At 56.3% G+C, this 26,225-nt stretch carries 27 protein-coding genes; 14 read left to right on the top strand and 13 right to left on the bottom strand.

The features are described 5' to 3' along the window. Window positions 1-64: 64 nt before the first annotated feature. The 4 genes from ACR0K5_RS08830 to ACR0K5_RS08815 form a co-directional block, all read right to left on the bottom strand. A complete protein-coding gene (locus ACR0K5_RS08830; protein ID WP_480629375.1) occupies window positions 65-853 on the bottom strand; it encodes a lytic murein transglycosylase in 789 nt (262 codons plus the stop codon). 66 nt (window positions 854-919) lie between these two features. After that, complete coding sequence (locus ACR0K5_RS08825; RefSeq protein WP_480629313.1) at window positions 920-1,567, bottom strand: MSMEG_1061 family FMN-dependent PPOX-type flavoprotein; 648 nt, start codon at window positions 1,565-1,567, stop codon at window positions 920-922. Window positions 1,568-1,693: 126 nt separating this feature from the next. Next, window positions 1,694-3,100, bottom strand: a complete 1,407-nt coding sequence (gene glnA, locus ACR0K5_RS08820; protein WP_480629312.1) for a type I glutamate--ammonia ligase — start codon at window positions 3,098-3,100, stop codon at window positions 1,694-1,696. Between the two features lie 41 nt (window positions 3,101-3,141). Beyond that, window positions 3,142-3,480 (bottom strand): P-II family nitrogen regulator, encoded by a 339-nt coding sequence (locus ACR0K5_RS08815; protein WP_170343910.1) that lies wholly within the window; start codon window positions 3,478-3,480, stop codon window positions 3,142-3,144. Window positions 3,481-3,651: 171 nt separating this feature from the next. Here ACR0K5_RS08815 and ACR0K5_RS08810 point away from each other — a divergent pair, with 171 nt between their 5' ends. The 3 genes from ACR0K5_RS08810 to tig all read left to right on the top strand — a co-directional run bounded on the left by ACR0K5_RS08810 (window position 3,652) and on the right by tig (window position 8,203). Beyond that, the gene (locus ACR0K5_RS08810) at window positions 3,652-5,253 is read left to right on the top strand and encodes an NAD(P)H-hydrate dehydratase (protein WP_480629311.1); all 1,602 of its coding nucleotides are present in this window, start codon (window positions 3,652-3,654) and stop codon (window positions 5,251-5,253) included. A 308-nt stretch (window positions 5,254-5,561) separates the two neighbouring features. Further along, the gene (locus ACR0K5_RS08805; RefSeq protein WP_480629310.1) at window positions 5,562-6,686 is read left to right on the top strand and encodes a porin; all 1,125 of its coding nucleotides are present in this window, start codon (window positions 5,562-5,564) and stop codon (window positions 6,684-6,686) included. A 185-nt stretch (window positions 6,687-6,871) separates the two neighbouring features. Then, window positions 6,872-8,203, top strand: coding sequence for a trigger factor (tig, locus tag ACR0K5_RS08800; RefSeq protein WP_480629374.1), 1,332 nt, complete (start codon window positions 6,872-6,874; stop codon window positions 8,201-8,203). A gap of 101 nt (window positions 8,204-8,304) precedes the next feature. Here the strand turns inward: tig and ACR0K5_RS08795 are convergent, their stop codons facing one another. From ACR0K5_RS08795 to rpsF, 6 genes are all read right to left on the bottom strand, one after another. Next, window positions 8,305-9,159, bottom strand: a complete 855-nt coding sequence (locus ACR0K5_RS08795) for an acyl-homoserine-lactone synthase (protein ID WP_480629309.1) — start codon at window positions 9,157-9,159, stop codon at window positions 8,305-8,307. A gap of 107 nt (window positions 9,160-9,266) precedes the next feature. Further along, window positions 9,267-9,968 (bottom strand): autoinducer binding domain-containing protein, encoded by a 702-nt coding sequence (locus ACR0K5_RS08790; RefSeq protein WP_480629308.1) that lies wholly within the window; start codon window positions 9,966-9,968, stop codon window positions 9,267-9,269. A 236-nt stretch (window positions 9,969-10,204) separates the two neighbouring features. After that, entirely contained in the window at window positions 10,205-10,690 is a 486-nt protein-coding gene (locus ACR0K5_RS08785) for a transglycosylase SLT domain-containing protein (RefSeq protein WP_480629307.1), read from the bottom strand. Window positions 10,691-10,856: 166 nt separating this feature from the next. Next, the gene (rplI, locus tag ACR0K5_RS08780) at window positions 10,857-11,477 is read right to left on the bottom strand and encodes a 50S ribosomal protein L9 (RefSeq protein WP_480629306.1); all 621 of its coding nucleotides are present in this window, start codon (window positions 11,475-11,477) and stop codon (window positions 10,857-10,859) included. A gap of 12 nt (window positions 11,478-11,489) precedes the next feature. Then, window positions 11,490-11,717, bottom strand: coding sequence for a 30S ribosomal protein S18 (rpsR, locus tag ACR0K5_RS08775; RefSeq protein WP_005608650.1), 228 nt, complete (start codon window positions 11,715-11,717; stop codon window positions 11,490-11,492). 28 nt (window positions 11,718-11,745) lie between these two features. Further along, window positions 11,746-12,099 (bottom strand): 30S ribosomal protein S6, encoded by a 354-nt coding sequence (gene rpsF, locus ACR0K5_RS08770; protein ID WP_152458335.1) that lies wholly within the window; start codon window positions 12,097-12,099, stop codon window positions 11,746-11,748. A gap of 283 nt (window positions 12,100-12,382) precedes the next feature. On the opposite strand from rpsF, the gene ACR0K5_RS08765 reads away from it, so the two are divergent. Both ACR0K5_RS08765 and ACR0K5_RS08760 read left to right on the top strand, forming a co-directional pair. Beyond that, complete coding sequence (locus ACR0K5_RS08765; protein ID WP_480629305.1) at window positions 12,383-12,901, top strand: hypothetical protein; 519 nt, start codon at window positions 12,383-12,385, stop codon at window positions 12,899-12,901. 125 nt (window positions 12,902-13,026) lie between these two features. Then, on the top strand, window positions 13,027-13,599 hold the full coding sequence (locus ACR0K5_RS08760) for a YceI family protein (RefSeq protein ID WP_480629304.1): 573 nt from the start codon (window positions 13,027-13,029) through the stop codon (window positions 13,597-13,599). 55 nt (window positions 13,600-13,654) lie between these two features. Here the strand turns inward: ACR0K5_RS08760 and ACR0K5_RS08755 are convergent, their stop codons facing one another. Next, complete coding sequence (locus ACR0K5_RS08755) at window positions 13,655-14,878, bottom strand: cytochrome b/b6 domain-containing protein (RefSeq protein WP_480629303.1); 1,224 nt, start codon at window positions 14,876-14,878, stop codon at window positions 13,655-13,657. Between the two features lie 174 nt (window positions 14,879-15,052). Between ACR0K5_RS08755 and fabD the strand changes: the two genes are divergently transcribed. The 7 genes from fabD (at window position 15,053) to mltG (ending at window position 21,363) form a co-directional block, all read left to right on the top strand. Next, on the top strand, window positions 15,053-15,991 hold the full coding sequence (gene fabD / locus ACR0K5_RS08750; protein ID WP_480629302.1) for an ACP S-malonyltransferase: 939 nt from the start codon (window positions 15,053-15,055) through the stop codon (window positions 15,989-15,991). A gap of 42 nt (window positions 15,992-16,033) precedes the next feature. Beyond that, window positions 16,034-16,771: a 3-oxoacyl-[acyl-carrier-protein] reductase gene (gene fabG, locus ACR0K5_RS08745; protein WP_480629301.1), complete on the top strand. Its 738-nt coding sequence runs from the start codon at window positions 16,034-16,036 to the stop codon at window positions 16,769-16,771. A 207-nt stretch (window positions 16,772-16,978) separates the two neighbouring features. Further along, the gene (locus ACR0K5_RS08740; RefSeq protein WP_008756330.1) at window positions 16,979-17,212 is read left to right on the top strand and encodes an acyl carrier protein; all 234 of its coding nucleotides are present in this window, start codon (window positions 16,979-16,981) and stop codon (window positions 17,210-17,212) included. A gap of 138 nt (window positions 17,213-17,350) precedes the next feature. Further along, a complete protein-coding gene (locus ACR0K5_RS08735; protein ID WP_480629300.1) occupies window positions 17,351-17,890 on the top strand; it encodes a GNAT family N-acetyltransferase in 540 nt (179 codons plus the stop codon). Between the two features lie 123 nt (window positions 17,891-18,013). Continuing rightward, window positions 18,014-18,757: a 1-(5-phosphoribosyl)-5-[(5-phosphoribosylamino)methylideneamino]imidazole-4-carboxamide isomerase gene (locus ACR0K5_RS08730; RefSeq protein ID WP_480629299.1), complete on the top strand. Its 744-nt coding sequence runs from the start codon at window positions 18,014-18,016 to the stop codon at window positions 18,755-18,757. Between the two features lie 182 nt (window positions 18,758-18,939). Then, window positions 18,940-20,205: a beta-ketoacyl-ACP synthase II gene (fabF, locus tag ACR0K5_RS08725; RefSeq protein WP_480629298.1), complete on the top strand. Its 1,266-nt coding sequence runs from the start codon at window positions 18,940-18,942 to the stop codon at window positions 20,203-20,205. Beyond that, the gene (gene mltG, locus ACR0K5_RS08720) at window positions 20,206-21,363 is read left to right on the top strand and encodes an endolytic transglycosylase MltG (protein WP_480629297.1); all 1,158 of its coding nucleotides are present in this window, start codon (window positions 20,206-20,208) and stop codon (window positions 21,361-21,363) included. A gap of 82 nt (window positions 21,364-21,445) precedes the next feature. Here mltG and ACR0K5_RS08715 read toward each other — a convergent pair whose 3' ends face one another. Then, a complete protein-coding gene (locus tag ACR0K5_RS08715; RefSeq protein WP_480629296.1) occupies window positions 21,446-22,711 on the bottom strand; it encodes a DEAD/DEAH box helicase in 1,266 nt (421 codons plus the stop codon). A gap of 326 nt (window positions 22,712-23,037) precedes the next feature. Next, window positions 23,038-23,475 (bottom strand): winged helix-turn-helix transcriptional regulator, encoded by a 438-nt coding sequence (locus ACR0K5_RS08710; protein ID WP_480629295.1) that lies wholly within the window; start codon window positions 23,473-23,475, stop codon window positions 23,038-23,040. A gap of 137 nt (window positions 23,476-23,612) precedes the next feature. Here ACR0K5_RS08710 and ACR0K5_RS08705 point away from each other — a divergent pair, with 137 nt between their 5' ends. Then, window positions 23,613-23,990 carry a VOC family protein gene (locus ACR0K5_RS08705; RefSeq protein WP_480629294.1) on the top strand — a complete coding sequence of 126 codons (378 nt, stop codon included), beginning with the start codon at window positions 23,613-23,615 and terminating at the stop codon, window positions 23,988-23,990. A 452-nt stretch (window positions 23,991-24,442) separates the two neighbouring features. Then, complete coding sequence (locus ACR0K5_RS08700; RefSeq protein ID WP_480629373.1) at window positions 24,443-25,813, top strand: DNA-packaging protein; 1,371 nt, start codon at window positions 24,443-24,445, stop codon at window positions 25,811-25,813. The last annotated feature ends 412 nt before the right edge of the window (window positions 25,814-26,225 follow it).

Below are 26,225 nucleotides of genomic sequence, written 5' to 3'. Positions count from 1 at the left end.
TGTTTGTCACTGTGGCGGAAATGTGGCGAAATCAGGCGCGAGACGTGTTGCCGGTACGGCGCGGCTATTGGTCGATTCGGGCGGCCATTATTGCGATGGATTGCTGATAGACCGCGGCTGCATTCCACTGCTGCAAGACGCGAAAATTTGGTTCTCCGGGTTGATAACCGCGCCCCGGCTTCCACCCCTTCTTGCGAAGAAAATTGGCGGTTGAGGCCAATGCATCCGTCATGTTGTAGAAGTCCACGCGCCGGTCGCCCGTAGCATCGACACCATAGGTCAGGGCGTTGCCCGGCAGGAATTGCGTGTGGCCCAGTTCGCCATGTTTTGCCCCTTTTGTCGCCATTGTAATGCTGCCCATGTCGACCAGTTTCAGTGCCCCAATTGCGTGCGGAATAAAGAACTCGGACCGGCGACAATCATAGGCCAGTGTTGTGATTGCGGAAACAACCTGACTGTCACCCATGAAATTGCCAAAGCCGGTTTCCATGCCGTGAATGGCAATCAGAACTCCTGCGGGTACACCGTATTGCCGTTCGAAGGCTGCATAATAGTTCGGGTTGGCGGCTTTGCGTTTGCGTCCTTGTGCGACGATTGTATCGGCCCCTCGAACCCGCATGAATTTATCCAGCGAGTACTTAAAGCTCTTCTGATTGCGGTCCGCGGAAATGGTGCGCGTTGCATACTGTGTCTGGGACAGCGCTTGCAGCCCTTTCTTTTTGACCCCGGCCTTGCGTGCCTGTTTGGCAAAATCCGCTTTCCACGCTTCAAACCCTGCGCTGGTGTTCCCGCAGGGTGCTGCCAGAACAGGGGAAGTCAGGGAAAGGGCAAGTATAGCGGCAAAGCGAAACATGGGCGCAATCCAATAAAGTTGAAATCTGGTCATAGCCTAGCGCGGGCTTCGGTTCCGGCAAAGCGGTTAGTAAAGGTCCAACTCACCCTTTTCCTTGAGTGTTTCGAACCATTCTTCGGGAGTGGCCTTGATGCGCGCGTGCTTTACCATCATCGCGTTCATGTTTGGCAGATTGGTCGAATCCGGCCACTCTTCTGGTCTCCAAAGGTGTGAGCGGATCACACATTTCGGACAGTGTGCAAAAGCGGTCTCGACATGGATCAACAGCGCCAGTTTAGGCGCGCGCCCGTCTATGGCCATGCTTTCCAACAATTGGGGGTCGGCACAGATGCGGGCTGCGCCGCGAATGCGGAGCGTTTCCATCTTGCCGGGTACAAAGAAAATTACACTGACGCGCGGGTCCTTCAGAACGTTGTGGAACGTGTCCACACGTTTGTTGCCCGGCCGATCCGGGATCGTAATCAGGGTATCGGAAAGCACCTGAACAAAACCGGGCGGGTCGCCGCGGGGTGAAATATCCAGGTATCCGTCCGGGTTGGCCGAGGCGATCAGGCAAAACGGCGAGGTCGCGATGAAGTCGCGGCACATCTGATCGAGTGAGGTCATTTCCTTGGCAATGATCTGGGGCAGCGGGTGGCCGGAAATCTGTCTCAGTTCCTGTTCGGACGTAACGAAATTTGAGTATTTTGAAAAAGGTGAAGTGCTGTCAGGCATGCGGTTTTCTCCAACCGGGAGTGTCACCACAAGTCTGTTGGATCAATGGCGGCGCGTCAAATCTTGTGGGCAGAAATGATAAGGGCGCCCGAATGGACGCCCTTGCAAATCGTTTCTGTATGCAGCTCAGCAGCTGTAGTACATGCCGTACTCCACCGGGTGCGGCGTGTGCTCGTAGGTTTCGACCTCTTCCATTTTCAGTGCGATGTAGCCGTCGATCTGGTCTTTGGTGAACACGTCGCCCTGCAGCAGGAAGTCGTGATCCGATGCCAGAGCTTCCAGAGCTTCACGCAAGCTGCCGCAAACGGTCGGGATATCGGCCAGTTCCTCGGCGGGCAGGTCGTACAGGTTCTTGTCCATGGCTTCGCCCGGATCGATCTTGTTCTTGATGCCGTCCAGACCGGCCATCAGCAGGGCGGCAAATGCCAGATAGGGGTTTGCGGCCGGATCGGGGAAGCGGGCCTCGACGCGCTTGGCTTTCGGGCTTTCGGTCCACGGAATACGGACACAACCCGAACGGTTACGGGCCGAGTAGGCGCGCAGAACGGGGGCTTCAAAACCGGGGATCAGACGCTTGTAGCTGTTTGTCGCCGGGTTGGTAAAGGCGTTCAGGGTCTTCGCGTGCTTCAGGATACCACCGATGAAATACAGCGCTTCGTCCGACAGGTCAGCGTATTTGTCGCCGGCGAACAGAGGCTTGCCGTCTTTCCAGATCGACATGTTCACATGCATTCCGGTGCCGTTATCACCATAGATCGGCTTGGGCATGAATGTGGCCGATTTACCGTAGGCGTGCGCGACGTTGTGGATGATGTACTTGTATTTCTGCAGTTCGTCGGCCTGCTTGGTCAGGCTGTCGAAAATCAGACCCAGCTCGTGCTGGCACGAGGCGACCTCGTGGTGGTGCTTGTCGACTTTCATGCCCAGACGCTTCATGGTCGACAGCATTTCCGAGCGCAGATCCTGTGCTTCGTCGATCGGGTTCACGGGGAAGTAACCACCCTTGATGCCTGGGCGATGGCCCATGTTGCCCATCTCGTATTCGGTGTCGGTGTTCCAGGATGCGTCAGTTGCATCAACTTCGAACGATACTTTATTGATTGTGTTCGAGAAACGGACATCATCAAACAGGAAAAATTCAGCCTCGGGGCCCATATAAGCCACATCGCCGATACCGCTGGATTTCAGGTATGCTTCCGCTTTCTGCGCGGTTCCGCGTGGATCGCGGCTGTAGGCTTCGCCGGTATCGGGTTCAACGATCGAGCAATGCAGGCACAGTGTCTTTTCGGCATAGAACGGATCAATATAGGCCGAGGTCGTGTCGGCGATCAGTTTCATGTCCGAGTTTTCGATCGACTTCCAGCCCGCGATGGACGAGCCGTCAAACATGAAGCCTTCTTCCAGGAAGTCTTCGTCAACCAGATCGACATCCACTGTCACGTGCTGCAGTTTGCCGCGCACGTCAGTGAAACGGATGTCGACATAAGCGACGTCTTCTTCGCGGATTGTATTGAGAACTGCGTCTACGCTCATTCCCTTGGTCCTTCTGATAGGTGTGTCAGTAATCGAGTGAGTTAGAGTGCATCCGATCCGGTTTCACCGGTACGGATACGAATGGCTTGGTCGACGGGCGAAACGAAGATCTTACCGTCACCGATCTTGTCGGTTTTGGCGGCCGAGACGATGGCCTCGATGGCGGCATCGACCTGATCGTCGTCCAGAACGACCTCGACCTTAACCTTGGGCAGAAAATCGACGACATATTCGGCACCGCGATACAGCTCGGTATGGCCTTTCTGACGACCGAAGCCCTTGACCTCGATGACGCTGAGGCCCTGGACGCCGACGTCCTGCAGTGCCTCTTTCACTTCGTCCAGTTTGAACGGCTTGATGATCGCTTCGATCTTTTTCATCCCGGCTCACCTTGAATGGTTGTCTCAAGGGCAGTGATCACGTCTAAGATCGGGCGGCAATCTGATTGCGATATCCGGCGGGTCGGGACGTCTTGAAAAACGGCTGTGCGCTAATTTTTGAGCGATCTGCACAAAAAGTAATCAAAACTGAATCGGGCGAGGAGTGAGAGGATGGAATTGCTGACAGCGGCGCAGATGCGGGCCATTGAACAGGCGGCCATCAAGTCTGGTGAAGTTACCGGTCTGGAGCTGATGGAAAGAGCCGGGCAGGGTGTTGTTGACGCGATATTGGAAGAGTGGCCGGTGTTGGACAGACGAGAGGGCAGCCCCTCGTGTTCCGCAGGGCATGTAGGACCAGATGAAGGGGATCGACTGCGCGCTGTGGTTCTGTGTGGACCCGGCAACAATGGTGGCGATGGGTTTGTCGTAGCGCGGCTTTTGCGGGAGCTGGGGTGGGAAGTTGAAGTGTCTCTTTATGGGGACCCCGAAAAACTGCCGCCGGATGCGCGAGTGAATTATGAGAAATGGGGAGCAGAGAACGAAGTTCGCGTGTTCGCGGTCGACGCTAGCCCGTTAGAGAATGATTGTCTTCGGGTTCCAAATGAAATTGATTTGGTTGTCGACGGGGTGTTTGGCACTGGTCTTACCCGGCCATTTGCAGGTGTGTTTGCTGTATTGGCCAACGCACCGGCCAGAACCTTGCTGAGAGATCGCGACGTAAAGGTCGTTGCAATTGACACACCAAGCGGCCTGTGCGCCGACAGCGGACGTGTGCTGGGCAATGCAATCGCTGCAGACATGACGGTGACGTTTCACAGTAAAAAAGTCGGGCATGTCTTAGCTGATGGTCCGATCACTTGCGGGAAGGTGCAGACCAAATCAATTGGACTTGAGGCAGCGAAAGACTGCCAGATCGTTCACACGACCGATATCGCCACGGGGATGCTTCGGAAAGTTTCAGAAGGCCATAAGTATGCACATGGCCACGCCCTGATCCTTACCGGGGGGGCAGGCAAAACAGGCGCCGCGCGTTTGGCGGCCCGGGGGGCTTTGCGGATTGGGGCCGGTCTGGTGACCTTGGGAGTGCCGCCGTCTGCGCAGATGGAAGTGGCCAGTCAGATCACGGCCCTCATGTTGAAGCGGATCGACGGGGCGGAAGAGTTGACTGCAGCTCTGGAAGACAAGCGCCTGAATGCCCTCTGTCTGGGGCCGGCGCTTGGGGTGGAGCGGGCGCGGGCACTGGTGCCGGTGGCTTTGGCGGCGGGGCGGGCGACCGTGTTGGATGCGGACGCATTGTCAGCTTTTGCCGAGAATCCTGACACCCTGTTTGCGCAACTGCACGGCCATTGTGTGCTCACCCCGCATGGCGGTGAATTTGCACGGTTGTTCCCGGATATCGCCGAGGTAATGAACGCGAAACCAACCAAAGGTCCGGCGTATTCGAAGGTTGATGCAACGCGGGACGCTGCAAAACGGGCAGGGTGCGTGGTTCTGTTCAAGGGGCCGGACACGGTGATTGCAGGGCCGGGTGGGCAATGCGCAGTTAACTCGGCCGCATACAAGAGGGCGGCCCCTTGGTTGGCGACGGCCGGGGCTGGCGACGTGCTGGCGGGATTCATCGCGGGATTGCTGGCGCGAGACTTGGCGCCGATGCAGGCGGCGGAAACCGCGGCGTGGTTGCATGTGGACTGCGCGCGCCAATTCGGGCCGGGTTTGATCGCTGAAGATCTGCCGGAACAGCTGCCAGATGTTTTGAAAAAGTTGAATATTTGAGTTTATTGGGCGTGGAACGGCTCAATTCGCAGCGAGTCGGCGGAAATCCGCCGTCAAGACCCGCATCAATGCAGACCGAGTATTTGCCAGGCGCATAGCCGGAGGCCACTATTCTTTTGCGCGCCTTGCGGCAGGTTTGTGATGAGATTTATAACCATATGATATATAAAATTAAATTGTTATGTCTTCGGATAACTCTGTTGCGAATTTGCAATGTTTGCGCGGGACTGAATGCGTGCCACTGGAACGCTCGCGTTCAGTAAACAATTGGACAGTACCTGAACCCCGAACCTTTCATGGTGAGTGAAATGACCTCAAATATTAAAACCATATCAGTAGCCGCTGTTCTGACTGCGACGACCGCAATTCCGGCAGTTGCAGAGCTGAAATATGAAAACAACACCGGTGGCTATGTGCTGCTGTACGGGCAGCTGCATCCGGCCCTGATTTCAGTTGATGACGGACAGGATACCGAGACTCGTGTCCTCGACAACGATCTTTCAAACAGCCGTGTTGGCCTGCGTCTGGTGCAGCCATATGGAAGCAATGAGTTCCAATTTTGGTTGGAAACAGGCCTTGGTCTGCCGGGTTCGGCGTCTGCCGATCAATTCGGAACCAATGCAGATGGTTGGAATCGCGAAGACATTCGGCATGTGGATTTCTCGCTAAAAGGTGGCTACGGTAAGTTTTCGGCAGGTCAGGGCAGCATGGTCGCTGATGGTGCGGCCGAGGTTGATCTGTCATATGTCGGAACCGCTCTTTACTCGTTTACCAACGATGAAAATGCAGGCTTCTTCTATCGTGACGCGAACGGTTTGCTGAGCGGTATTACGGTTAACGACAGTTCCAGCAACTTTGACGGCTCGCGGCGTGGTCGTGTGCGGTATGATACGCCAACGGTCAACGGGTTTTCGGCTGGATTCGCTTATGGTCAGAACATTTTGTCCAGCAGCGACGATGACGATTATTATGACCTCGGCGTGTTCTATGAAAACACCTTTGCCGGTGGTGTGGAATTCGCGGCAGGCGTTGCCTATTCGGTACGAGACCGGGATGACAATTCGGGGGACCGCAAAGACACGATCGGTTCTGCTTCCGTGCTGCTTCCAAGCGGGCTGGGTTTTACGATCGCGGGCGGTACACGTGATGATGATCAGGCCGGTTCGACGGATCCGAATTATTGGTATGGCAAGATCTCGTACGAGGGCGACTGGGTCTCCTGGGGCAAGACGGGTGTCGGTATTGACTATTACGATGGCTCCGATTTCGAGAGCGACGGCTCGGACACCAAAGCCTGGGGCATCGCTGTCGTGCAGAAAGTCGAGGCGATCAATACGGATGTTTACCTGAAGTATCGCAACCACGATTTCGACGACGGATCATCCTTTGACAACAACGAAGCATGGGTTCTGGGCGCACGCTGGAGGTTCTGATTACTCTGACTGGATCAAGTGTGAACGCCCCGGTTTCCGGGGCGTTCTTTTTTGGCGGATTGGCGATCAAATACTGTTGGATTCAGCCTTTGCCCCTTGCACGTAGGCGGCAGGGCAAATAGAAGGCGTCAAATTTGCCCGGCGCGCCCTTTTTGCGCGCCCCGAATCCTATGGGGACTACCATAATGCAGGTTACCGAGACGCTGAACGAAGGTCTGAAACGCGGCTACAACATCGTTGTGACCGCAGCCGAGCTGGACGAGAAGGTCAATGAAAAGCTGACCGAAGCACAGCCGGAAGTCGAAATGAAAGGTTTCCGCAAAGGCAAAGTGCCTATGGCGCTGCTGAAAAAGCAGTTCGGTCAGCGTCTTTTGGGCGAAGCCATGCAGGAAACCATCGACGGTGCTATGAACAAGCACTTCGAAGACAGTGGTGACCGCCCTGCGCTGCAGCCCGAGGTCAAGATGACCAACGAGGACTGGAAAGAAGGTGACGATGTAGAAGTCGCGATGTCCTACGAGGCGTTGCCTGCGATTCCGGAAGTTGACCTGAAATCGGTCGAATTGGAAAAGCTGATCGTCAAGGCTGATGACGCAGCTGTTGAAGAAGCGCTGAACAACCTGGCTGAAACCGCGCAGGATTTCAAAGCCCGCCGCAAAGGTTCCAAAGCCAAGGATGGCGACCAGATCGTGTTTGATTTCGTCGGCAAAGTTGACGGCGAAGAATTCGACGGCGGCTCGGCCGAAGACTATCCTCTGGTTCTGGGGTCGAACAGCTTCATCCCCGGATTTGAAGAGCAGCTGGTTGGTGTGAAGGCCGAGGAAGAAAAAGACGTCAACGTCACATTCCCTGAGGAATATGGCGCCGAGCATCTGGCTGGCAAAGACGCTGTTTTCACCTGCACCATCAAGGAAGTTAAAGAACCGGTTGCAGCGGAAGTGAACGACGAACTCGCCAAAAAGTTCGGTGCAGAAGATCTGGAAGCCCTGAAAGGTCAAATCTCGGAGCGTCTGGAAGCGGAATATGCTGGTGCGTCTCGCGCCGTCATGAAGCGCGCCCTGCTGGACGTGCTGGACGAGAAGGTCGCATTCGATCTGCCACCGTCGCTGGTTGAAGCCGAAGCCAAGCAGATTGCACATCAGCTGTGGCACGAAGAAAACCCTGAGGTTGAAGGCCACGACCACGATCCGATCGAGCCCACTGACGAGCACAACAAGCTGGCTGAGCGCCGCGTGCGCCTGGGTCTGCTGTTGGCTGAACTGGGCCAGAAGGCTGAAGTTGAAGTCACCGACGCTGAGATGACACAGGCAATCATGAACCAGGCGCGTCAGTACCCGGGTCAGGAACGTCAGTTCTTTGAGTTCGTTCAACAGAACGCGCAGATGCAACAACAGCTGCGTGCGCCGATCTTTGAAGACAAGGTTGTCGATTACGTGTTTGAGTTGGCTCAGGTCGCTGACAAGGAAGTCAGTAAGGACGATCTGCAGAAAGCCGTTGAGGCACTGGAAGAGGAATAATCCTCTTCCTTCCCTTCATAATGAGAAGGGACAAAAAAACGGAGCCGCCTGCAATCAGACGGCTCCGCATGGGTGGCTTTTGTACCTATGAGGTGAGGGGGTCAGGCCTCATGAGCAAAAGCACGGGGGGTTTCTAACAGAGCGGTCTTTTGCTCTGGCGTGAACGTGTTCGAGAGCGCTTCGATCAGCTTGAGGACGTCCTGCCGTTCAGCTTCGGTCTTCGCGGCGCTCATCTGTTCCACAAAGTACTTCTCAAGGTCGGTAAGTGGTTTGTGGTCCTGGTTCGCCGGGTTCTGGGTTGCTGCCTTTTTGGCGGCAAACATCGCCAACGCGACTTCGTCATCCAGGAATACATCGTCGTGGATGCCTGAGAACTCACGCAGCCCAGAGATACGTTCCTCGGTGCAATCCAGCAAAGCGGCCAACGCATGGACCTTGCCCATGGGAACGGTTTCGCCGACATAGTCGTAAGGGGCGCAATTCGATCGCTTCAGGACACGGTCCATAACAGGATCGATAACGGTGATGATGTCCTGAATACCTGCATTCTTTGCATATTCCAAAGAGCCGATCATCAATTCGCAAGTTGCGTAGGAGACCGAGTTCTTTTCCTTACCGCGAGTGAGGCGTTGGGTATCTACGCAGAAGCGTGTCGATTCCCACATTGTTGCGCTGCGAAGTGGTGCTTGGCCGCAAAGAATTGCCGAGAAGACATCCGACAACATGTGAGGTCCGGTGGTCTGGAGGGCACGCACGGCTGCGACGACATTCCCCTCATCGTCGAGTCCGATTACATATGCTGGATCCAGGTGATCGAACTCATCGATTTCTTTCCCGTCTTGAATATTGACGTCCCATCCAAGACGTTCGCCAAAAACACGTGCTCTCAACTCGAACATTTCGTCAAGAACTTCTCTGAACATATGTCTGTTCAGGCCATCTACCACGATGATCATTTCTTCCCCCTTCGAGTGGTTGTTCGGTAATCTAGACGTTACCGGTCTCGGGGGATTTTTCTATTGGGGGTTTCCCGTATTTTGGCGAAATTTGGCGTTTTTCTTGTTTAACTTGGGGTAATAAGCCCAATTGCTATCGCCCGACCCACGGCTTGAGGGGTCGTCAGCGCACTAAGCTTTTCCCTGCTGGAACGCAAGTGTACTTCTACGGTTCGGTGCGAAATTGACAAAATATCGCCGATATCCTGTTGCGATTTCCCTGCCGCTACCCATTGCAAAATCTCCGTCTCACGCCTTGAAAGCGTCGGATGATACAACGCACTGGTCAATTCGTCTGACGAAACGACGTTGTCGTGGATATGTACGGCCATAGACTGCAGATCGCTGATCACATGGGTATACAGCTTGCGCCACTGATCCTTGCTGCAATTACGGGTTGCGCTCAGCAGGCCGATGTCCCCGTACGGGCCACGTACAGGGATTGTAACGCCTTGATTGGGCAGGCCAAAATCATGGGCGTCACGGAATACACGCTGAAAGTCGGGGCTGCGCTCAAGCCGACTCCAATCGACCGGCGCAATGCTACGTCGGGCCATGTGGATAGTTGGATCAATCATGATCAAACCCTGGCGTTGGTAATGTTCGGTCCAGGCGTCATCATAGGTTACAAATCCGGCTACCGTGCCAGCAGCCGGGTTCATGCCAGCATAAGCGGCATGATCCATCTCATGCTTCTCACAGATTTGCCTTAGAAATTCGGTATACCGAACTTCTGTATCCGGCAGAGTGCTCAGATCGACAATTTCCATGTGGCGCCTACCAGCTGCGGCCCATCTTACAGCTCGATGGTGTCGTCGAGCATGCATATAACACAGAGTGGAACCCGTTTACCTCACCGAGCCAGAACACCACACTTTCCTAAACATGACAAGGCGAGGTACTAATTGTCTGTGCAATTCGGAATATTGAGACATTCAATAGAACATTTTTGTCACTATTCAGCTAAAAGTGCTAATTATCAGCCGTATTTTGACGCCAAACGCCGTCAATTGGCGGGTTTCAGCCCTGTTTCCACCAGCATTCCACGCGCTTTGGCCTCGGGGTAAAAACCTTTGGCGTAAAGAAAAATTGCCCTGTTCTGGTCGCCATCAGACAGAAGCCAGGCGCCGCGCAAGTATTTTCCGGCAAACTCAAGGTTAGTGTCCGCATCCAACAGACCCTTGGCGTTTCCTGTGTATCCCATCGAGCGCGCAGTGGCGGGAAGAATCTGCAGCAGGCCGTAATAGGGACGGTTAACGGCCCAAGGGCGATGTGTGCTTTCGCGAATAGCCAGCTTGTGAACAAGCTCTCGCGGGAGCTCGTAGTGGTCCGCCCACTTGTTGATCGACGCGCGTAGTTCCGGCGTTTCGTTAGGGTAGAGAGGAGGGTTGAACTGTGATGTTTCGGCCTTGGAGACTTCTCCTGCACCGCAAGCAACCAACGGAGCTGTCATTATGAGTGCCAAGACATTGCGGCGGGTGAACAGGGGCATGTTATCTCTCCGAACTTCGAGTGGTCATGATATGGCCTGAGTGTTTGGCCGCAAGATTACGGATGGAATTGGGCTAAAATTTGCTGGTTTGGTTCGGAAATACTAAAACCAAATGAAAAAGGCCGCGCTTAAGCACGGCCTTTGTAACGTTCAAAGCGCAGCCGGATCAGGCTTTGGCTTCGTCTTCTTCAGCAGGCGCTGCTTCCGAAGCCAGATCTTCGTCTTCCGTCGCGGCAGAGCCGATGTCGTCGAACAGTTCAGCGATCTCGAATTCCGCGGCTGCTTCTTCTTCGGCGGCCAGTTCCTGGATCGATTTGCCCGAGGCTTGCAGTTCGGCTTCTTCTTCCGAACGTGCCACGTTCATCTTGATCTCGACTTCAACTTCGGGGTGCAGTTTGACTGCGACCGAGTGCAGACCCAGTTCCTTGATCGGAGCGATCAGGATAACCTGCTTTTTGTCGACGGTGAAACCTGCTTCGGTTGCAGCGTCTGCAGCGTCGCGCGGAGTGACCGAGCCGTACAGAGCACCAGCATCCGATGCCGAGCGAATCACGATGAACTGCTGTCCGTCCAGCTTTTCGGCCAGAGCTTCAGCTTCTTTCTTGGTTTCCAGGTTGCGTGCTTCCAGCTGCGCTTTCTGGGCTTCGAACGAGGCGATGTTCGACTCGGACGCGCTCAGCGCTTTGCCCTGGGGCAGCAGGAAGTTGCGGGCGTAGCCGGGCTTGACGTCAACGACGTCGCCCATCTGACCCAATTTCGCAACGCGTTCCAGTAGGATAACTTGCATGTCAGTCTCTCCTTACTTCACGGCGTAGGGCAGCAGGGCGAGGAAGCGCGCGCGCTTGATAGCACGGGCCAGTTCACGCTGCTTTTTTGCCGAAACGGCGGTGATGCGCGAAGGAACGATCTTGCCACGCTCAGAGATGTAGCGCTGCAGCAGACGAGTGTCTTTGTAGTCGATCTTTGGCGCGTTCTCACCCGAGAACGGGCAGACCTTGCGGCGGCGGAAAAATGGTTTTGCGGCCATGGTTTAGTGTCCTTTTCTCAGGCGTTGATCAACGACGCTCGCGGCGGTCGCCACGTTCGTCACGCTTCTGCATCTGAACCGACGGGCCATCTTCGTGGCCGTCGACCTTGATGGTCAGAACGCGCATGACGTCGTCATGCAGGCGCATCAGGCGTTCCATTTCCTGAACCGCACCCGAGGGGGCATCGGTTTTCAGGAAGGCATAGTGGCCCTTGCGGTTTTTGTTGATCTTGTAGGCCATCGTCTTGACGCCCCAGTACTCGCTGTCAACCAGCTTGCCGCCGTTATCAGCCAGAACGGTGCCGAAATGTTCGACGAGGCTTTCCGCCTGCGCGTTGGACAGATCCTGACGCGCGATCATTACATGCTCATACAGTGGCATGTGCACTCCTGTTTATATCAAGGCGCATTTCATAGGCGGGGCCATCCAGTCCTTCGCGACCCTGCCACGAGAGGCTGCGCGATTCATCTGATTGCGAAGGATGGCCCCGTATACACGTTTGAACCGCAGTAGCAAGCCCTGCCACATATGCCTTTGAGACGCCGCCCAATTTCCTTTGGGCCGCCCAATTGCTGACGCTTTTCCGCTCAAAGTTGTTTTGCATACCGGACGTTACCCGGAACAAACCGAAATTCGACAGTAACCTTATAAAGGGTGAAATGTTATGACCGCGACAAACACAAACACGTACCGGGAAGAGGCGGCAAGCTCGCGCTTTGAGCATTCGGTGCCGGTAATGATCGCCTTCGCGCCGAACTGGAAGGCTCGTTTGATCCTGGCGCGGATGATAGGGGCGTTCCTGATCTTTTCGGCGTTTTCCATGTGGCTCATGCCGGGTTCGATCGTTGGCGCAGATGTCTGGCCGATCAAGATGGTTGCGTCCATGCTGTTTCTGATCGTCGGTGTCAGTTTGCTGACGATTGAAGTTCTTGATCAGCGCCCGGATGCCTATTTCGACCCCATCCGTCGCGAAGTTCGTGTCCTGCAGAAGAACGAAGACGGGCGCCCGCAGACTGTGTTGCGCCGCAGCTATGACTCGCTGGGTGGCGCGCGTTTTGAAGAGGATGAAGTTCACCTGTTTGACGTGGATGGCAGCCTGTTGATGAAGCTGCCTCTTGAATCGGCGGATGTTAGCCGAGCGTTGAAAGGACAACTGAGCAAAAGCGTAACAATTTTCGGCTGAATTCTATTCTGTTCAAAAAGGAACAGAAGTTGTGACTCGAAAAAGGTTGTGTGCCGCCAATAGGCGGCACATTTTGTTTGTGAGCAACCCTGACGGTTTGCATTCACAAAAACGCGGAGATTGTTATGAAATCCACCCTTCTTGCTGCTGCATTGGCCGTATCGGCGACCACGGCATTCGCCAGCGCCGAGAAATACGTGTTGGACCCCAGCCACAGCCAGGTTGTCTTCAGCTATGACCACTTGGGCTTCTCGACCACAACCGGCATGTTCTCCGGCTTTGAAGGCGAGATCATGTTTGATCAGGAAGACCCCACCGCCTCCAGCGTAAGCGTATCGATGCCGGTATTGGAAATGTTCACAGGCTGGAAGCCACGTGAAGATCACTTCATGACCGAAGATTTCTTTGGTGCGGCTGAGGGCGATCTGATTACCTTTACCTCGACTGGTATTGAAGTAACTGGTGAAAACACAGCAAACATCACCGGCGACCTGACCATGAATGGCGTGACCAAGTCTGTTGTTCTGGACGCCAAGCTGAACAAGGTAGACAATCACCCGATGGCAAACAAGCCTTGGGCCGGTTTTAATGCGACCACAACTCTGGTTCGAAGTGAGTTCGAACTGGGCCAGTTCGCACCGTTCGTCAGCGACGAAGTGCAAATCCGGATCTCAGTTGAGGCACAGAAGGCCGAGTAATCGCACGACAAACAAGAGAAGACCGCCGGTAATCGGATTACCGGCGGTTTTTTTACTAACCGCGAGAAGCTGTAAGTTCTACAGTCACCGCGACGGCAAAGCCGAGCGAGTCTTCGGTGGGCTGGGAAGTTCCTACGTCAAACTCCAATCGGTTCAGATCGACTGATCCTGCCATGGCGGCGGTGTCGCCCTGCAGTTCCAGTGAGAAGGGCAAGATGATATCGATTGTCTTGTCTCGGATTGTTAAAGGTCCGCGTGCTTCATATCCGCTTTCGGTTTTGAAAAGGTCAGCTGTGAACCGGGCCGTCGGAAACTGGGAGTTGTCGAAGAAATCAGCGCTCAAGGCCTGATCGGTCACAGTTCCGAGGTTGAGAGAGCCTATTGCTATCGTAACCTCGGCGGAGCCTGCAGGGCCTGGTTCAGCAGGTTCGTCAAATGTAATTGCCGCTGTCCAGTCGGAAAACGATCCGGTGACGGGGCTACCCAATTGCGAGATGGTTATGGACAACGTGCCGTTCTGGACCTGCCAGTCCGATTGCACCTCGGCCAGTTGCACGTCAGTATCATTGTCATCGGCTTCATGCGCGAACTCGCCCGAGACCCAGCCGCCGGTGAGGACGACGGCCCATACTGCCAGCGCGGCTACGGCCGGGACCAGTGAATGATGCTGATGTGGAGGCTCCGGCGCGTCCGACTGACCTGGTAACATCCGGCGCAATGTGCTGTCCTTGTCGACGACGTGATGTTTCAATGCCCCTGCAATATGCAGGACCAGCGCCCCGACGAGCGTCCACATGAACAGCCAATGCAGCACGCCTGTTACCTCAGCCACAACGGTGGATTTTGGTACAAAAGGCAGATTTTGACCGAAGGGCCAAAGGATTGGGGCGAAACCTTCGGTTGCAGCGTGGTGAACCCATCCGGTCAGCGGCACAAGCACCAGTGACCCATAGAGGAGCCAGTGGACCGTTTCTGCGGCGAAGGCTTCGGGCTTGTTATCGGCATTCAATAGGCCGGGCTTGGTTTGCGTGAAGGCCCACAGAATGCGTGCCAATGCCACGAAGAACACGGTTACGCCCAGAGTTTTGTGGAGCGAGAAAACTTGTGCTGCACGCGCAATCTCGGCCTCGGTTGGCGCTGTTGTGGCGTCAAGAACCGCATGGGCCAAGTTGTCCGCAATCCAGCCGAGCGGCAGGGCTGTGAATATCAATAACGCTGTGAGCCAATGAAACGTCTTTGCGACGCTGCCGTAGCTGGAAAAGGAATTGGTCGAGGCCATGGGTGCAACGCTCCGGGATTCTGTGTCGCGCCCAAGTTAAGGTTATAGGAGAGCGACACAAGTAAGCGCGGGTGCACATCAACGGTGCCAGAATGCAGAACGCAGGCAGTGCTTGTGCCAGACGGTCAGTCAGTTTACACCCCGCCGCAACCTAACATCATCCATGAGGTTGCAATGACACTCGCGTTCGTTTTTCCGGGGCAGGGCGCCCAGACTATCGGTATGGGAAAAGCTCTGGCTGAAGCCTATCCGGCCGCTCAGGCCGTATTCGATGAGGTGGACGAGGCGCTGGGAGAAAAGCTTAGCAGCCTGATCTGGGACGGCGATATTGCTGACTTGACGCTGACCCAGAATGCCCAACCCGCGTTGATGGCGACGTCGATGGCAGCCATGCGCGCTTTGGAGGCCGAAGGCGTTTCGCTGGGCAAGGCCGCTTTTGTAGCAGGGCATTCATTGGGAGAGTATTCGGCGCTGGCCGCTGCTGGGGCTTTGTCGGTTGCAGACACCGCGCGTCTGCTGCGCACCCGTGGTCAGGCGATGCAAAGCGCCGTACCGGTGGGCGAGGGGGCTATGGCCGCCGTTCTGGGCCTGGATCTGGAGGCAGTGCGCGCCGTGGCAGAAGAGGCCGCACAGGGTGAAGTATGTCAGGCCGCTAATGACAATGATCCAACCCAAGTCGTTGTGTCCGGTTCCAAGGCAGCGGTAGAGCGCGCTGCCGAGATTGCCAAAGAAAAAGGTGCAAAACGCGCGGTTATGTTGCCAGTAAGTGCTCCATTTCACTGTGCGCTGATGCAACCTGCTGCAGATGTTATGGCAGAAGCGCTTGCGGCCGTCGAAATCAAGGCACCCTCCGTGCCTTTGGTAGCCAATGTTCGTGCCGAAGCAGTCAGTGATCCGGATCTGATCCGCCAGTTGCTGGTCGAACAGGTGACGGGCTCGGTTCGCTGGCGTGAAAGCGTGCAGTTCATGGCGGCGCAAGGTGTGACTGAGACATGGGAAATCGGTGCTGGCAAAGCGTTATCTGGCATGATCCGCAAGATTGACCGCGCCATTGCAGGCAAGGCTGTGGGTACACCGGAAGATGTTCAAAAGGCCGTTCAGGCCGAATCGTAAGCTCAAAACGCGTCGCAGCCGGCGCACCAAGAGGAAAACCGAATGTTTGATTTAACAGGTAAGAATGCGCTGATCACCGGTGCTTCGGGCGGTATCGGAGGCGATATTGCGCGTGCGTTGCATGGCGCAGGCGCAACGGTTGGATTGTCAGGTACACGCGTTGAACCGCTACAGGCTTTAGCAAACGATCTGGGCGAGCGCGCGCATGTGTTGCCCTGCAATCTGAGCGATCCGGAAGCCGTAGAGGCGTTGCCAAAGCAAGCGGCCGAAGCGATGGGATCGGTGGACATTCTTGTCAATAACGCCGGTATCACGCGCGATAACCTGTTCATGCGCATGTCCGACGAGGAATGGCAGAGCGTCATTGACGTGAATATGACGTCGACCATGAAACTGTGCAAAGGCGTGATCCGGGGCATGATGAAGTCGCGCTGGGGTCGGATCGTGAATGTCTCGTCCGTGGTGGCCGCAATCGGCAATCCCGGGCAGGCAAACTATGCCGCGTCAAAGGCCGGAATGATCGGCTTTTCCAAGGCCTTGGCACACGAAGTTGCAACGCGCGGAATTACCGTGAATGCCGTGGCACCGGGATTTATAACTACGGCAATGACCGAGAAGCTGACCGAAGAACAGAAGAAGGGTCTTTTGCTCAAGGTTCCGGCTGGCCGCATGGGTGATCCTGAAGAAATTGCGGCAGCCGTTCTGTATCTTGCCAGCCCCGAAGCGGGTTATGTTACCGGAAGCACCTTGCATGTGAACGGCGGTATGGCCATGTTGTGATCGCGACAGGGGCGGCGCGAAAGCGTTTGCCTCTTGCGCCGACTATGCTATAGGCGGCGCATCTATGCGGGGCCGGTCGTTCAGGTCGGCCTTCTACCTACCCGGTTAACCGGGACCAAAACCGCCCGAAACGGGCAAATCAAAGCCAACCCGAGCGGGCAAGGGCAGAATTGGGCAGACCGCCCTGTAAAGGAATGAGGAATAGACATGAGCGACGTCGCAGATCGCGTTAAGAAGATCGTTGTTGAGCACCTGGGTGTTGAAGAAGATAAAGTCGCGGAAAACGCGTCTTTCATCGACGATCTGGGTGCAGACAGCCTGGACACCGTTGAGCTGGTTATGGCCTTCGAAGAAGAGTTCGGCATCGAAATCCCCGATGACGCAGCCGAAACCATTCAGACCTTTGGCGACGCGGTCAAGTTCATCAGCGAAGCGTCCTAAACGTTTCCTTCTGATATAAAGCGGCGCTTCCGGGCAACGGAGGCGCCGTTTTTTTATGCCCCCTCAAAATTCATGCTTGCGTGGTCATATCCGGATGCGCACTGTTTCCACTGAGGCTAAATTCAAAGTGGACGGGGCATGATAAGATCCACTCCCATGATAAATACCGCGCGTTTGACGCTGTGTGCCATGCGCCCGGAGGACTTTGACCGGTTCGCCGAAATCTGGCGGGACCCGTGTGTTGTACAGCATATTGGCGGCACACCACGATCACGTGGCGAAGCATGGGATTCATTTTTGCGTAATGCGGGGCATTGGCAGATGGCCGGGTTTGGCCAATGGGGTGTGCTGCAGCAATCGAATCGAAAGCTGATCGGACAAGCCGGGTTCTTCTACGGAAACCGCCAGATGGGCGAAGATTTTGACGGTTTTCCCGAAGCAGGCTGGGTTCTGGCCCCCGAAGCGCAGGGGCAGGGCTTGGGATATGAGGCGGCCAAGGCAGCTCATGACTGGTTCGACCGGGTGATTCCCGGCCCTTTGGTTGCGATGGTAAACGCGTCGAACGCCTCGTCGCAGAAACTGGCCAAAAAGCTGGGCTATGTATTGATGCGGGAAGGGGTGTATAATGAAACCCCGGTGCATTTGTTACGGCGCAACGGACCACCTGCGCTCGCGTAAATCCGTCACTTCACCAGTATGCCGCAAAATGGCCAAACTGTGCCGATCCCGGTAATATTGGGTGGGTGTTCCAGGTGTATGCTGCCGGGGATTTTCAGAGCGATTGAGCGGAGGACCGAGCTCATGAGGATTTACCCCACGATGGAACTGCAGAACGGCAAGTGTGTCACGCTGGACAAGGGTCGTTTGGACAATGCTATGATTTGGCATGTAAACCCGGTGGAAACGGCGCGAAGCTGGGCTGAAGCAGGTGCCGAATGGATGCACCTGACCGATTTCGACGCGATTGAGGGCAAGGATACCAACGTCGAATTGATTGAAGAGATTATCCGCGCAGCTGAAATCCCGGTTCAGTTGGCGGGCGGTATGCGTACCCGCGAACAGGTCGAGCGCTGGATCGACAAGGGAGTTGGGCGCGTCGTGATCGGCACACTGGCAGCGCGCGAACCGAATCTGGTCAAAGAGCTGGCCAAACTCTATCCGGATCAAATCGTGCTGTCTGTCGATGTTTGGCAAGGCTATGTGATGACGGATGGTTGGCGCAGCCAAAGCGCATTCACACCCGAAGCGTTTATCGACGCATTCGAAGGTTCGCCATTTGCAGCTATCGTAGTGACAGATATCGACAGCGATATGGAAGACGTCGAAGCGCAGCTTGGCCTGATCTCGGGGCTTGCGGGGCATTCGCGCACTCCGGTGATCGCAAGCGGGGTTGTGCGCACTGCAGACGATATCTCGCGGCTGGCGTATATCCCCAATATCTCGGGTGCGATCGTGGGTCGGGCGCTGTTTCGCAAGACACTCGACCTGACAGACGCTCTGGATATGGCGAAATCGGCACATGAGCCGGTGGCACAGTTCCAATAATTTGCGCCGCCCTTTCAGCAGGACTCGTGAAAGGGCGGGCACTTCTTCCAATCGTCAAAAACGGTATTTCTTCGGTTGATCAGCGGCGGGAAGCCTGCTTGAAATCGCCGTTGCTCTTGCCCCCGCACCCCGGGCCGGGGTAAGAGCGGTTCTCATAACAGGAAGCAGGCAAGAGGCACTTCATGCGCAGAGTCGTTGTAACCGGTCTTGGATTGGTCACTCCTTTGGCCAGCGGGGTCGAAGAAACCTGGTCGCGGCTGCTGGACGGAGAGTCCGGCGCTGGTCCTATCACGCATTTTGATGCGGAGGGTAGTGGTGTCACTACGACCTACGCCTGTGAGGTACCGCGCGGGGATGGAACCAACGGAACCTTCAATCCTGATGATTGGATGCCGCCTAAAGAGCAGCGCAAGATCGAGGACTTCATCCTGTATTCCATCGCCGCCGCGGAAATGGCCTGCAAGGATGCGAACTGGTTGCCGGAAGATGAAGAAGACCGCCTGCGAACAGGGGTTCTGATCGGTTCGGGCATCGGTGGCTTGGGCTCGATTGCCAACACAGCCAACCTGATCCGTGACAAGGGCCCGCGCCGGGTGTCACCGTTCTTTATTCCAGGCGCTCTGATCAATCTGGCGTCGGGTCAGGTGTCAATCCGTCATGGCTTCAAGGGGCCCAACCACTCGGTTGTGACCGCGTGTTCGACCGGTGCACATGCCATTGGCGATGCCAGCCGTATCATCCGGGCAGGTGACGCAGACGTCATGGTCGCAGGTGGCGGCGAAGGCTGCATTTGCGAGATCGGCATTGCCGGGTTCAACGCATGTAAGGCGTTGTCGACTAAATATGCGGACAACCCCAAGGCGGCCAGCCGCCCCTATGACGTGGACCGTGACGGTTTTGTCATGGGCGAAGGTGCGGGCATCGTGGTTCTGGAAGACTACGAGCACGCCAAGGCGCGCGGCGCGAAGATTTACGCAGAGGTGTTGGGCTATGGCATGTCGGGCGACGCCTATCACATCACCGCGCCGTCCGAGGATGGCGACGGGGCTGAACGCTCGATGAAGGCCGCGCTACGCAGCGCTGGGCTGGAGCCGAATGATCTGGACTACATCAACGCGCATGGCACCTCGACCATGGCTGACACGATCGAATTGGGCGCGGTTGAGCGTCTTCTGGGTGATCACGCCGCGAATGCCACCATGTCTTCGACCAAATCGGCAACGGGTCATTTGCTGGGTGCTGCGGGAGCGATCGAGGCGATTTTCTCGATCCTCGCGATCCGCGATCAGGTTGCGCCGCCGACGATCAATCTGGATAACCCTGCGGTAGAGACACCGATTGATCTGGCTCCGAACGCCAAGCGCGAGCGGGAGATCAATGTGGCCCTGTCGAACTCGTTTGGATTTGGTGGCACTAATGCCAGCGTGATCTTCGGAAAGGTCAGCTAAATGTGGCGGGCCATTGCTTCGAACGCGCTGACCATTCTGGTGGTCGGCTTGTTTCTGATGGGTGGACTGATCCTTTGGGGGCAGACCCAATACAAGGCCGATGGCCCGCTGGAAACCGCAATCTGCCTTCAGGTCAGAAGCGGTTCGAACATGACACGTGTCAGTCAGGAGCTGGAAGAGCAGGGCGCGATCCGTAGTGCCACGATCTTTCGGATGGCTGCGGACTACACAGATCAGGCACAGCAGCTAAAAGCGGGCAGCTTTCTGGTTCGGGAAGGCGCGTCGATGGAGCAGATCATCGACGAGATTACCAGCAGCGGTGCCAGCACCTGTGGGTCCGAGATTGAATATCGTATCGGTGTAACCCGTGCTCAGACACGTGTTCGCGAGTTGAACCCGGCAACGCTGGATTTCATCGAAATCGCGTCGTTCGATGCGTCGGAAGAAGAGGCGCCCGAGGCCTATACTGAAAAACGCAATGAGGCGGACACGCGTTACCGGGTGTCGCTGGCTGAAGGTGTGACCTCGTGGCAGGTGGTTGAGGCGCTGAAGTCGTTCGAAGCCCTGACAGGCGAAGTGACCGAGGTCCCGGCTGAAGGTATGTTGGCACCTGACAGCTATGATGTTGTGGCTGGTCAGGACCGCAATGATATTCTGAAGGCTATGCAGGATAAGCAGCAATTGCGGATCAATGCCGTTTGGGAAAGCCGTCAGGATGGGCTGCCACTGGAGAGCCCCGAAGAAATGCTCACCCTTGCGTCGATCATCGAAAAGGAGACCGGAGTTCCGGACGAGCGCGGGCAAGTGGCCAGCGTTTTTGTGAACCGGCTGAATCAGGGGATGCGGCTGCAGACGGACCCGACCGTCATCTATGGTGTCACCAAAGGGCAGGGTACCTTGGGCCGTGGGCTGCGGCGCAGTGAACTGAACCGGCCGACGCCGTGGAACACCTATCAGATCGACGGTTTGCCGCCGACGCCGATTGCCAATCCCGGTTTGGCGAGCCTTGAAGCTGCGGTTGCGCCAGATGATACAGCTTATGTGTTCTTTGTTGCTGACGGTACGGGTGGCCACGCATTTGCCGAGACATTGCAGGAACACAATCGCAACGTTGCCAAATGGCGCGAGATCGAAGCAGAGCGGAACTCGGGGAATTAATCGGAACGTTTTCGTTCTTTAAAACATGCCAACGCCAGCTCGTGATCCGGCGTTGGCTTTTTTTATTGATACAGTTCCGGCCTTATGCCGCAGGGCGTTTGCCGCGGGGTCGACGCCGTTTGTTGGCAGCGGGTTTTCCATCCCCATTGGCAGGTTTGGGCTTGAACCCCCGGCGGCGGTTGTTTGGTCGGCGCGCCGGTTTTTCAGCTTGTACAGCTTCGGGCATCGAACCGCTGGCAACCGGAATCTCGATCTTCATCAGCTTTTGGATCTGACGCAGCAGATCGACCTCTTCCGGGGAACAGAAGGCGATGGCTTCGCCTTCGCGCCCAGCGCGGGCGGTACGCCCGATGCGATGGACATAGTTGTCAGGCACTTCAGGCAGGTCAAAGTTAATAACATAGGCAACGCCCGGGATGTCGATGCCTCGGGCAGCAACGTCGGTGGCTACAAGAATGTTGACTTCGCCCGCGCGGAACGCCTTGATCGCACGATCACGCTGCCCCTGGCTTTTGTTACCGTGGATTGACGCGGCGTTGTAGCCATCGGCCACAAGCCCTTTCATCAACCGTTCTGCGCCATGTTTGGTGCGGGTAAAGACCAGTGTCAGTGCGTCAACATCTTTCGACAGGATTTCACGCAGCTTGGCTGGTTTTCCGGGTTTAGAAACGAAGTGCAGCGACTGCGTAATCTTGTCCGCAGCTTTGCCCGGAGGCGAGACCTGCACCCGCTGCGGATTGGTCAGGTAAGCGCGGCTGAGCTCTTCCATCTGCTTCGGCATGGTGGCCGAGAACAGCATGGTTTGGCGTGGGGTGCCCAGCGCCGGTGCGATTTTGCGCAGCGCATGGATAAAGCCCAGGTCGAGCATCTGGTCAGCTTCGTCCAGCACCAGATGGCGTACCGCTCCGAGGTTAACTGCACCTCGTTCCATCAGATCTATCAGCCGACCCGGGGTAGCAACCAGAATATCAGTGCCACGAGAGAGGAACATAATCTGTTTATTGATCGATTGGCCGCCGACAACAGTGGCCACGCGCAGCTTGGTGCCCTTTGTCAGGGTGCGGAGGCTGTCGGCGATCTGGTTCACCAGTTCGCGTGTAGGCGCCAGGATCAGCGCCTTGGCTGTTTTGGGATCAGGCTTTCCGGGCTGGGCCAGAAGGTGATCGATGAGGGGCAGGCCAAAGGCCAGCGTTTTGCCGGTACCGGTTTGAGCCAGACCCAGAATGTCGTGACCATTCAGAGCAAGCGGAATCGCCTGGTTCTGGATCGGGGTTGGTTGAGTGAAATTGGCGCGTTTGAGCGCCTCGTTCAGCGCCGGGGCAAGGCCCAGCATATCGAAGTCGAACAAAAAACTATCCTTTACAGCCCGGAGCGTTGGCTCGCGGACAGGTCATGAATGGTCGCGCTTTGGCGACCGGCAGGGGTTGTGCGAGACCTCGGGACGAGCAGGTGCATCCTGCGCCATCCGGCCGTCGCGTCAAGAACCCTGCGTGATGGGGAACTGGAAAGATAAGTTGGCGCTGTGGGGCGGAAGAGGTCCGCTCGGGCTCACGCAGCAGCGCTGTGATTGAGGGCACATGAGGGTTCGGCCGTGGAATGTCAAGCGCTGGTAGATGTTCGGAGTGTCTTCTGAGTTGAAAGAGGTCGTGTTCGCGACAACAGACCGCCATTGAATTATTGTGTTAAACCAACGGCCCTGTTGATCGCTATTCCAGTATTCACGGCCCGATAGGTTGGAAATGGCATCCTCTCAGCAGTGTCAATGTCACGTCGGACCCAATCTTGCGCTTCCAACTGATGAAGGGATGAGGACAACGCCCGATCTGTGATGATCGTGAGGCTGGATTTGATGGCCGAGAAACGATGAGGAGTGCCTGCCAGCGCCAAAACTGGCACAGTCCATGTTTTCCGCAGAAGCCTGGCTTCATCCTCAGTGTGGGCGGCGGTAATTATCTTGCTGGCGACTGCGGCGGCTTCGATTCCTCTTGGCGTCAGTCGAAATTCTGGACGTAACGGGTGCCCGTGGCCGGGATTTCTTTCAATCATTCCAAGTTCAATGAGATGAGTAAGGCTGGCTGAAAAGGCCGTTCGGCTTGCCTTGGTCGCAGCCAAAAGCGGGGCTTGTCGGCCCGGAACATTGGCGTGCAGCAGGGCGAGTATGTTCAGTGACCAAGCCCGCGACGTCAGCTTGACAAGTGTAATTATGTCCATAAAGTATAGTAACTATATTTTTAGAAAAGGGAAATCTTATGTCGCTCGTTTCATTGAAAAGCACCATTACTCTTGCGATGTCCGTTCAGGATCGACATGCCAGCGCAGATTGGTATGCCGCCAAGCTGGGGTTTGAGCTTATCCACCACATTGATGAGGCGGGATGGAGCGAATTGCGGACCAACGTTGACGGAGTCACGTTAGGACTGGGCGAACAGGCCGAAGCCTCACCGGGTAACTGCGTGCCTGTCTTCGAAGTCGCGAATATCGTGGATGCGCGCGGAAAATTGGAGGCCGCTGGAGTGAAATTTGACGGTGAAACGGATACGATCGAGGGGATGGTCAGCACGGCCACCTTCTATGATCCGGATAGGAATGCACTGATGTTGGCGCAGGATTTGACAGGCCAGGGCTGAGAGCATTTAGTGAAGAGAAACTCAACTCACCGGTCGCTCTCCGTTGCGTTCTTGTTGCGTAACTCATTGACTTTGCGAACTTAAACTTGTACATCTTGTGTCATGCTAGAAGAAGTGGGCAACGGCCCCGGGGCGACCCGGTGGCCGTTTCTTGTTTCTCTCGTGCGGAGAAAACTCACGCATGAGGTCACAGGCAAACATGACTTTGATTACCCCGGAAGAGCGGATTTCCCAGACGGCTGATTTGTTGCAGTCGCTTGAGAGGTCCATTCGCGATCTGCGGCAAGCGGCGGAAGAACTGCGCAAACAGATCGGTGCCGGGGAGGATGCAGATCTTGCTGGTTCAGCCAAGCAACTCGGGCAGTTAGAGGGGCTGATCCGAAGTTGCCAGAAAGTGGAGACAAGCTTTGTCGAACAACATCACAGACAAGCCGGAATTGCCCAAGGAGGGTATGCGCTCGACCTTGACCGAGCTCGGTTTGAAATCGGGTGCAGGCTGGCTCGCCTCCGCACCTGCTGCAGTGCAGAACAGATTTCTGAGTGAGATTGGGGAGGGAGGGCTGTGTGCCCTCCCTTTTCTGTTTGAGTTCTGGGCGCTGCCGCATCAGTTGCCGCCCAAGGGCGATTGGCGGTCCTGGGTGATCATGGGCGGGCGCGGCGCGGGTAAGACCCGGGCTGGCGCTGAATGGGTGCGGTCGATGGTCGAAGGGTCAATGCCATTGGATCAGGGGGAGGCGTGTCGCGTGGCACTGGTCGGCGAGACTTTTGATCAGGTGCGCGACGTCATGATTTTTGGCGATAGCGGGATTTTGCAGTGCTCGCCGCCGGATCGGCGGCCTGCGTGGAAGGCATCGGAACGTAAGCTGATCTGGCCAAACGGGGCCGAGGCGCAAGCGTTTTCGGCGCATGATCCTGAGGGGTTGAGGGGGCCGCAATTTGATGCCGCTTGGGTGGATGAGTTGGCCAAGTGGAAAAAGGCGAGTGAGACCTGGGATATGCTGCAATTCGCGTTGCGGTTAGGCGAGCGGCCTCGGGTCTGTGTGACCACGACGCCGCGAAATGTGAAGGTCTTGAAGGAATTGCTGGCGTCGCCGTCCACCGTGCAGACCCATGCGTCGACCGAGGCGAACCGGGCCAATTTGGCGGCGTCGTTTCTGGACGAGGTGCGCGCGCGCTATGCAGGCACGCGGCTGGGGCGGCAGGAGTTGGACGGGGTGCTGCTGTCGGATGCCGAGGGCGCGCTGTGGACGGATTCGATGCTGGATGCTGCGCGGGTGGACCGGGTGCCAGAGCTGGACCGGATTGTCGTGGCACTAGACCCGGCGGTAACGGCGGGGGCGGATGCGGATGCCTGTGGGATCGTGGTCGTGGGCGCGCAAGTGCAAGGGCCGCCCGAGGAGTGGCGCGCCTATGTGCTGGCCGACCGGACGGTGCAGGGCGTTGGCCCGGCGGGTTGGGCGCAGGCGGCGATTGACGCGATGGATGAGTTCGGGGCTGAACGGCTGGTGGCCGAGGTCAATCAGGGCGGACAACTGGTTGAGGAGGTCGTGCGGCAGGTGGACCCTCTGGCCCCTTATCGTGCGGTGCGGGCATCTCGCGGCAAGATCGCGCGGGCCGAGCCTGTGGCGGCGCTGTACGAGCAGGGGCGGGTGCGCCATGTGGCCGGGCTGGACGCGCTGGAGGAGCAGATGTGCCAGATGACCGCGCGCGGGTTTGAGGGGCAGGGCTCGCCCGACCGCGTCGACGCGCTGGTCTGGGCGCTGCATGAGTTGGTTGTGGGACCTGCGGGGGCGTATCGGCGGCCTAGGGTGCGGAGTTTGTGAAGGCAAGAACCATAGCTGAATCAGAGAAAGCTAAAAATTCATTCTATCACTAAACCTTGCTGTGATTTCTTCCATTGACACGCTTGGGCGAAAAGAGTGAACGTTCCAATATACATTCAACTTTCAGTTTTGTTATTTGGAACGTAGAACTGTTTGATGCGATACTACAGGGGCCTAAAAATTCGACTTTTTCTGCTGCTTTGCTTCTTGGGAATGCCAGCATTAGCTAGTGCTTGTAGAGGCGAACCCGGTCCAGCTCAAACCGAGCGCGCGCTTCGGCAGGTGATAGAAAAAGCCGACTACCTTTTCATCGGAAGAGTCTCTTATGTATCGCGGCGTCGATGGAGTGAAGACGATGTAAGGCCGAGAACCCATCCTCGTCTGAAAGAACACGCTAAGAGGCGCGGGGCCG

It is taken from the genome of Ruegeria sp. AB9 (assembly GCF_056542585.1).
This window is presented reverse-complemented; position numbering and strand designations above follow the sequence as displayed.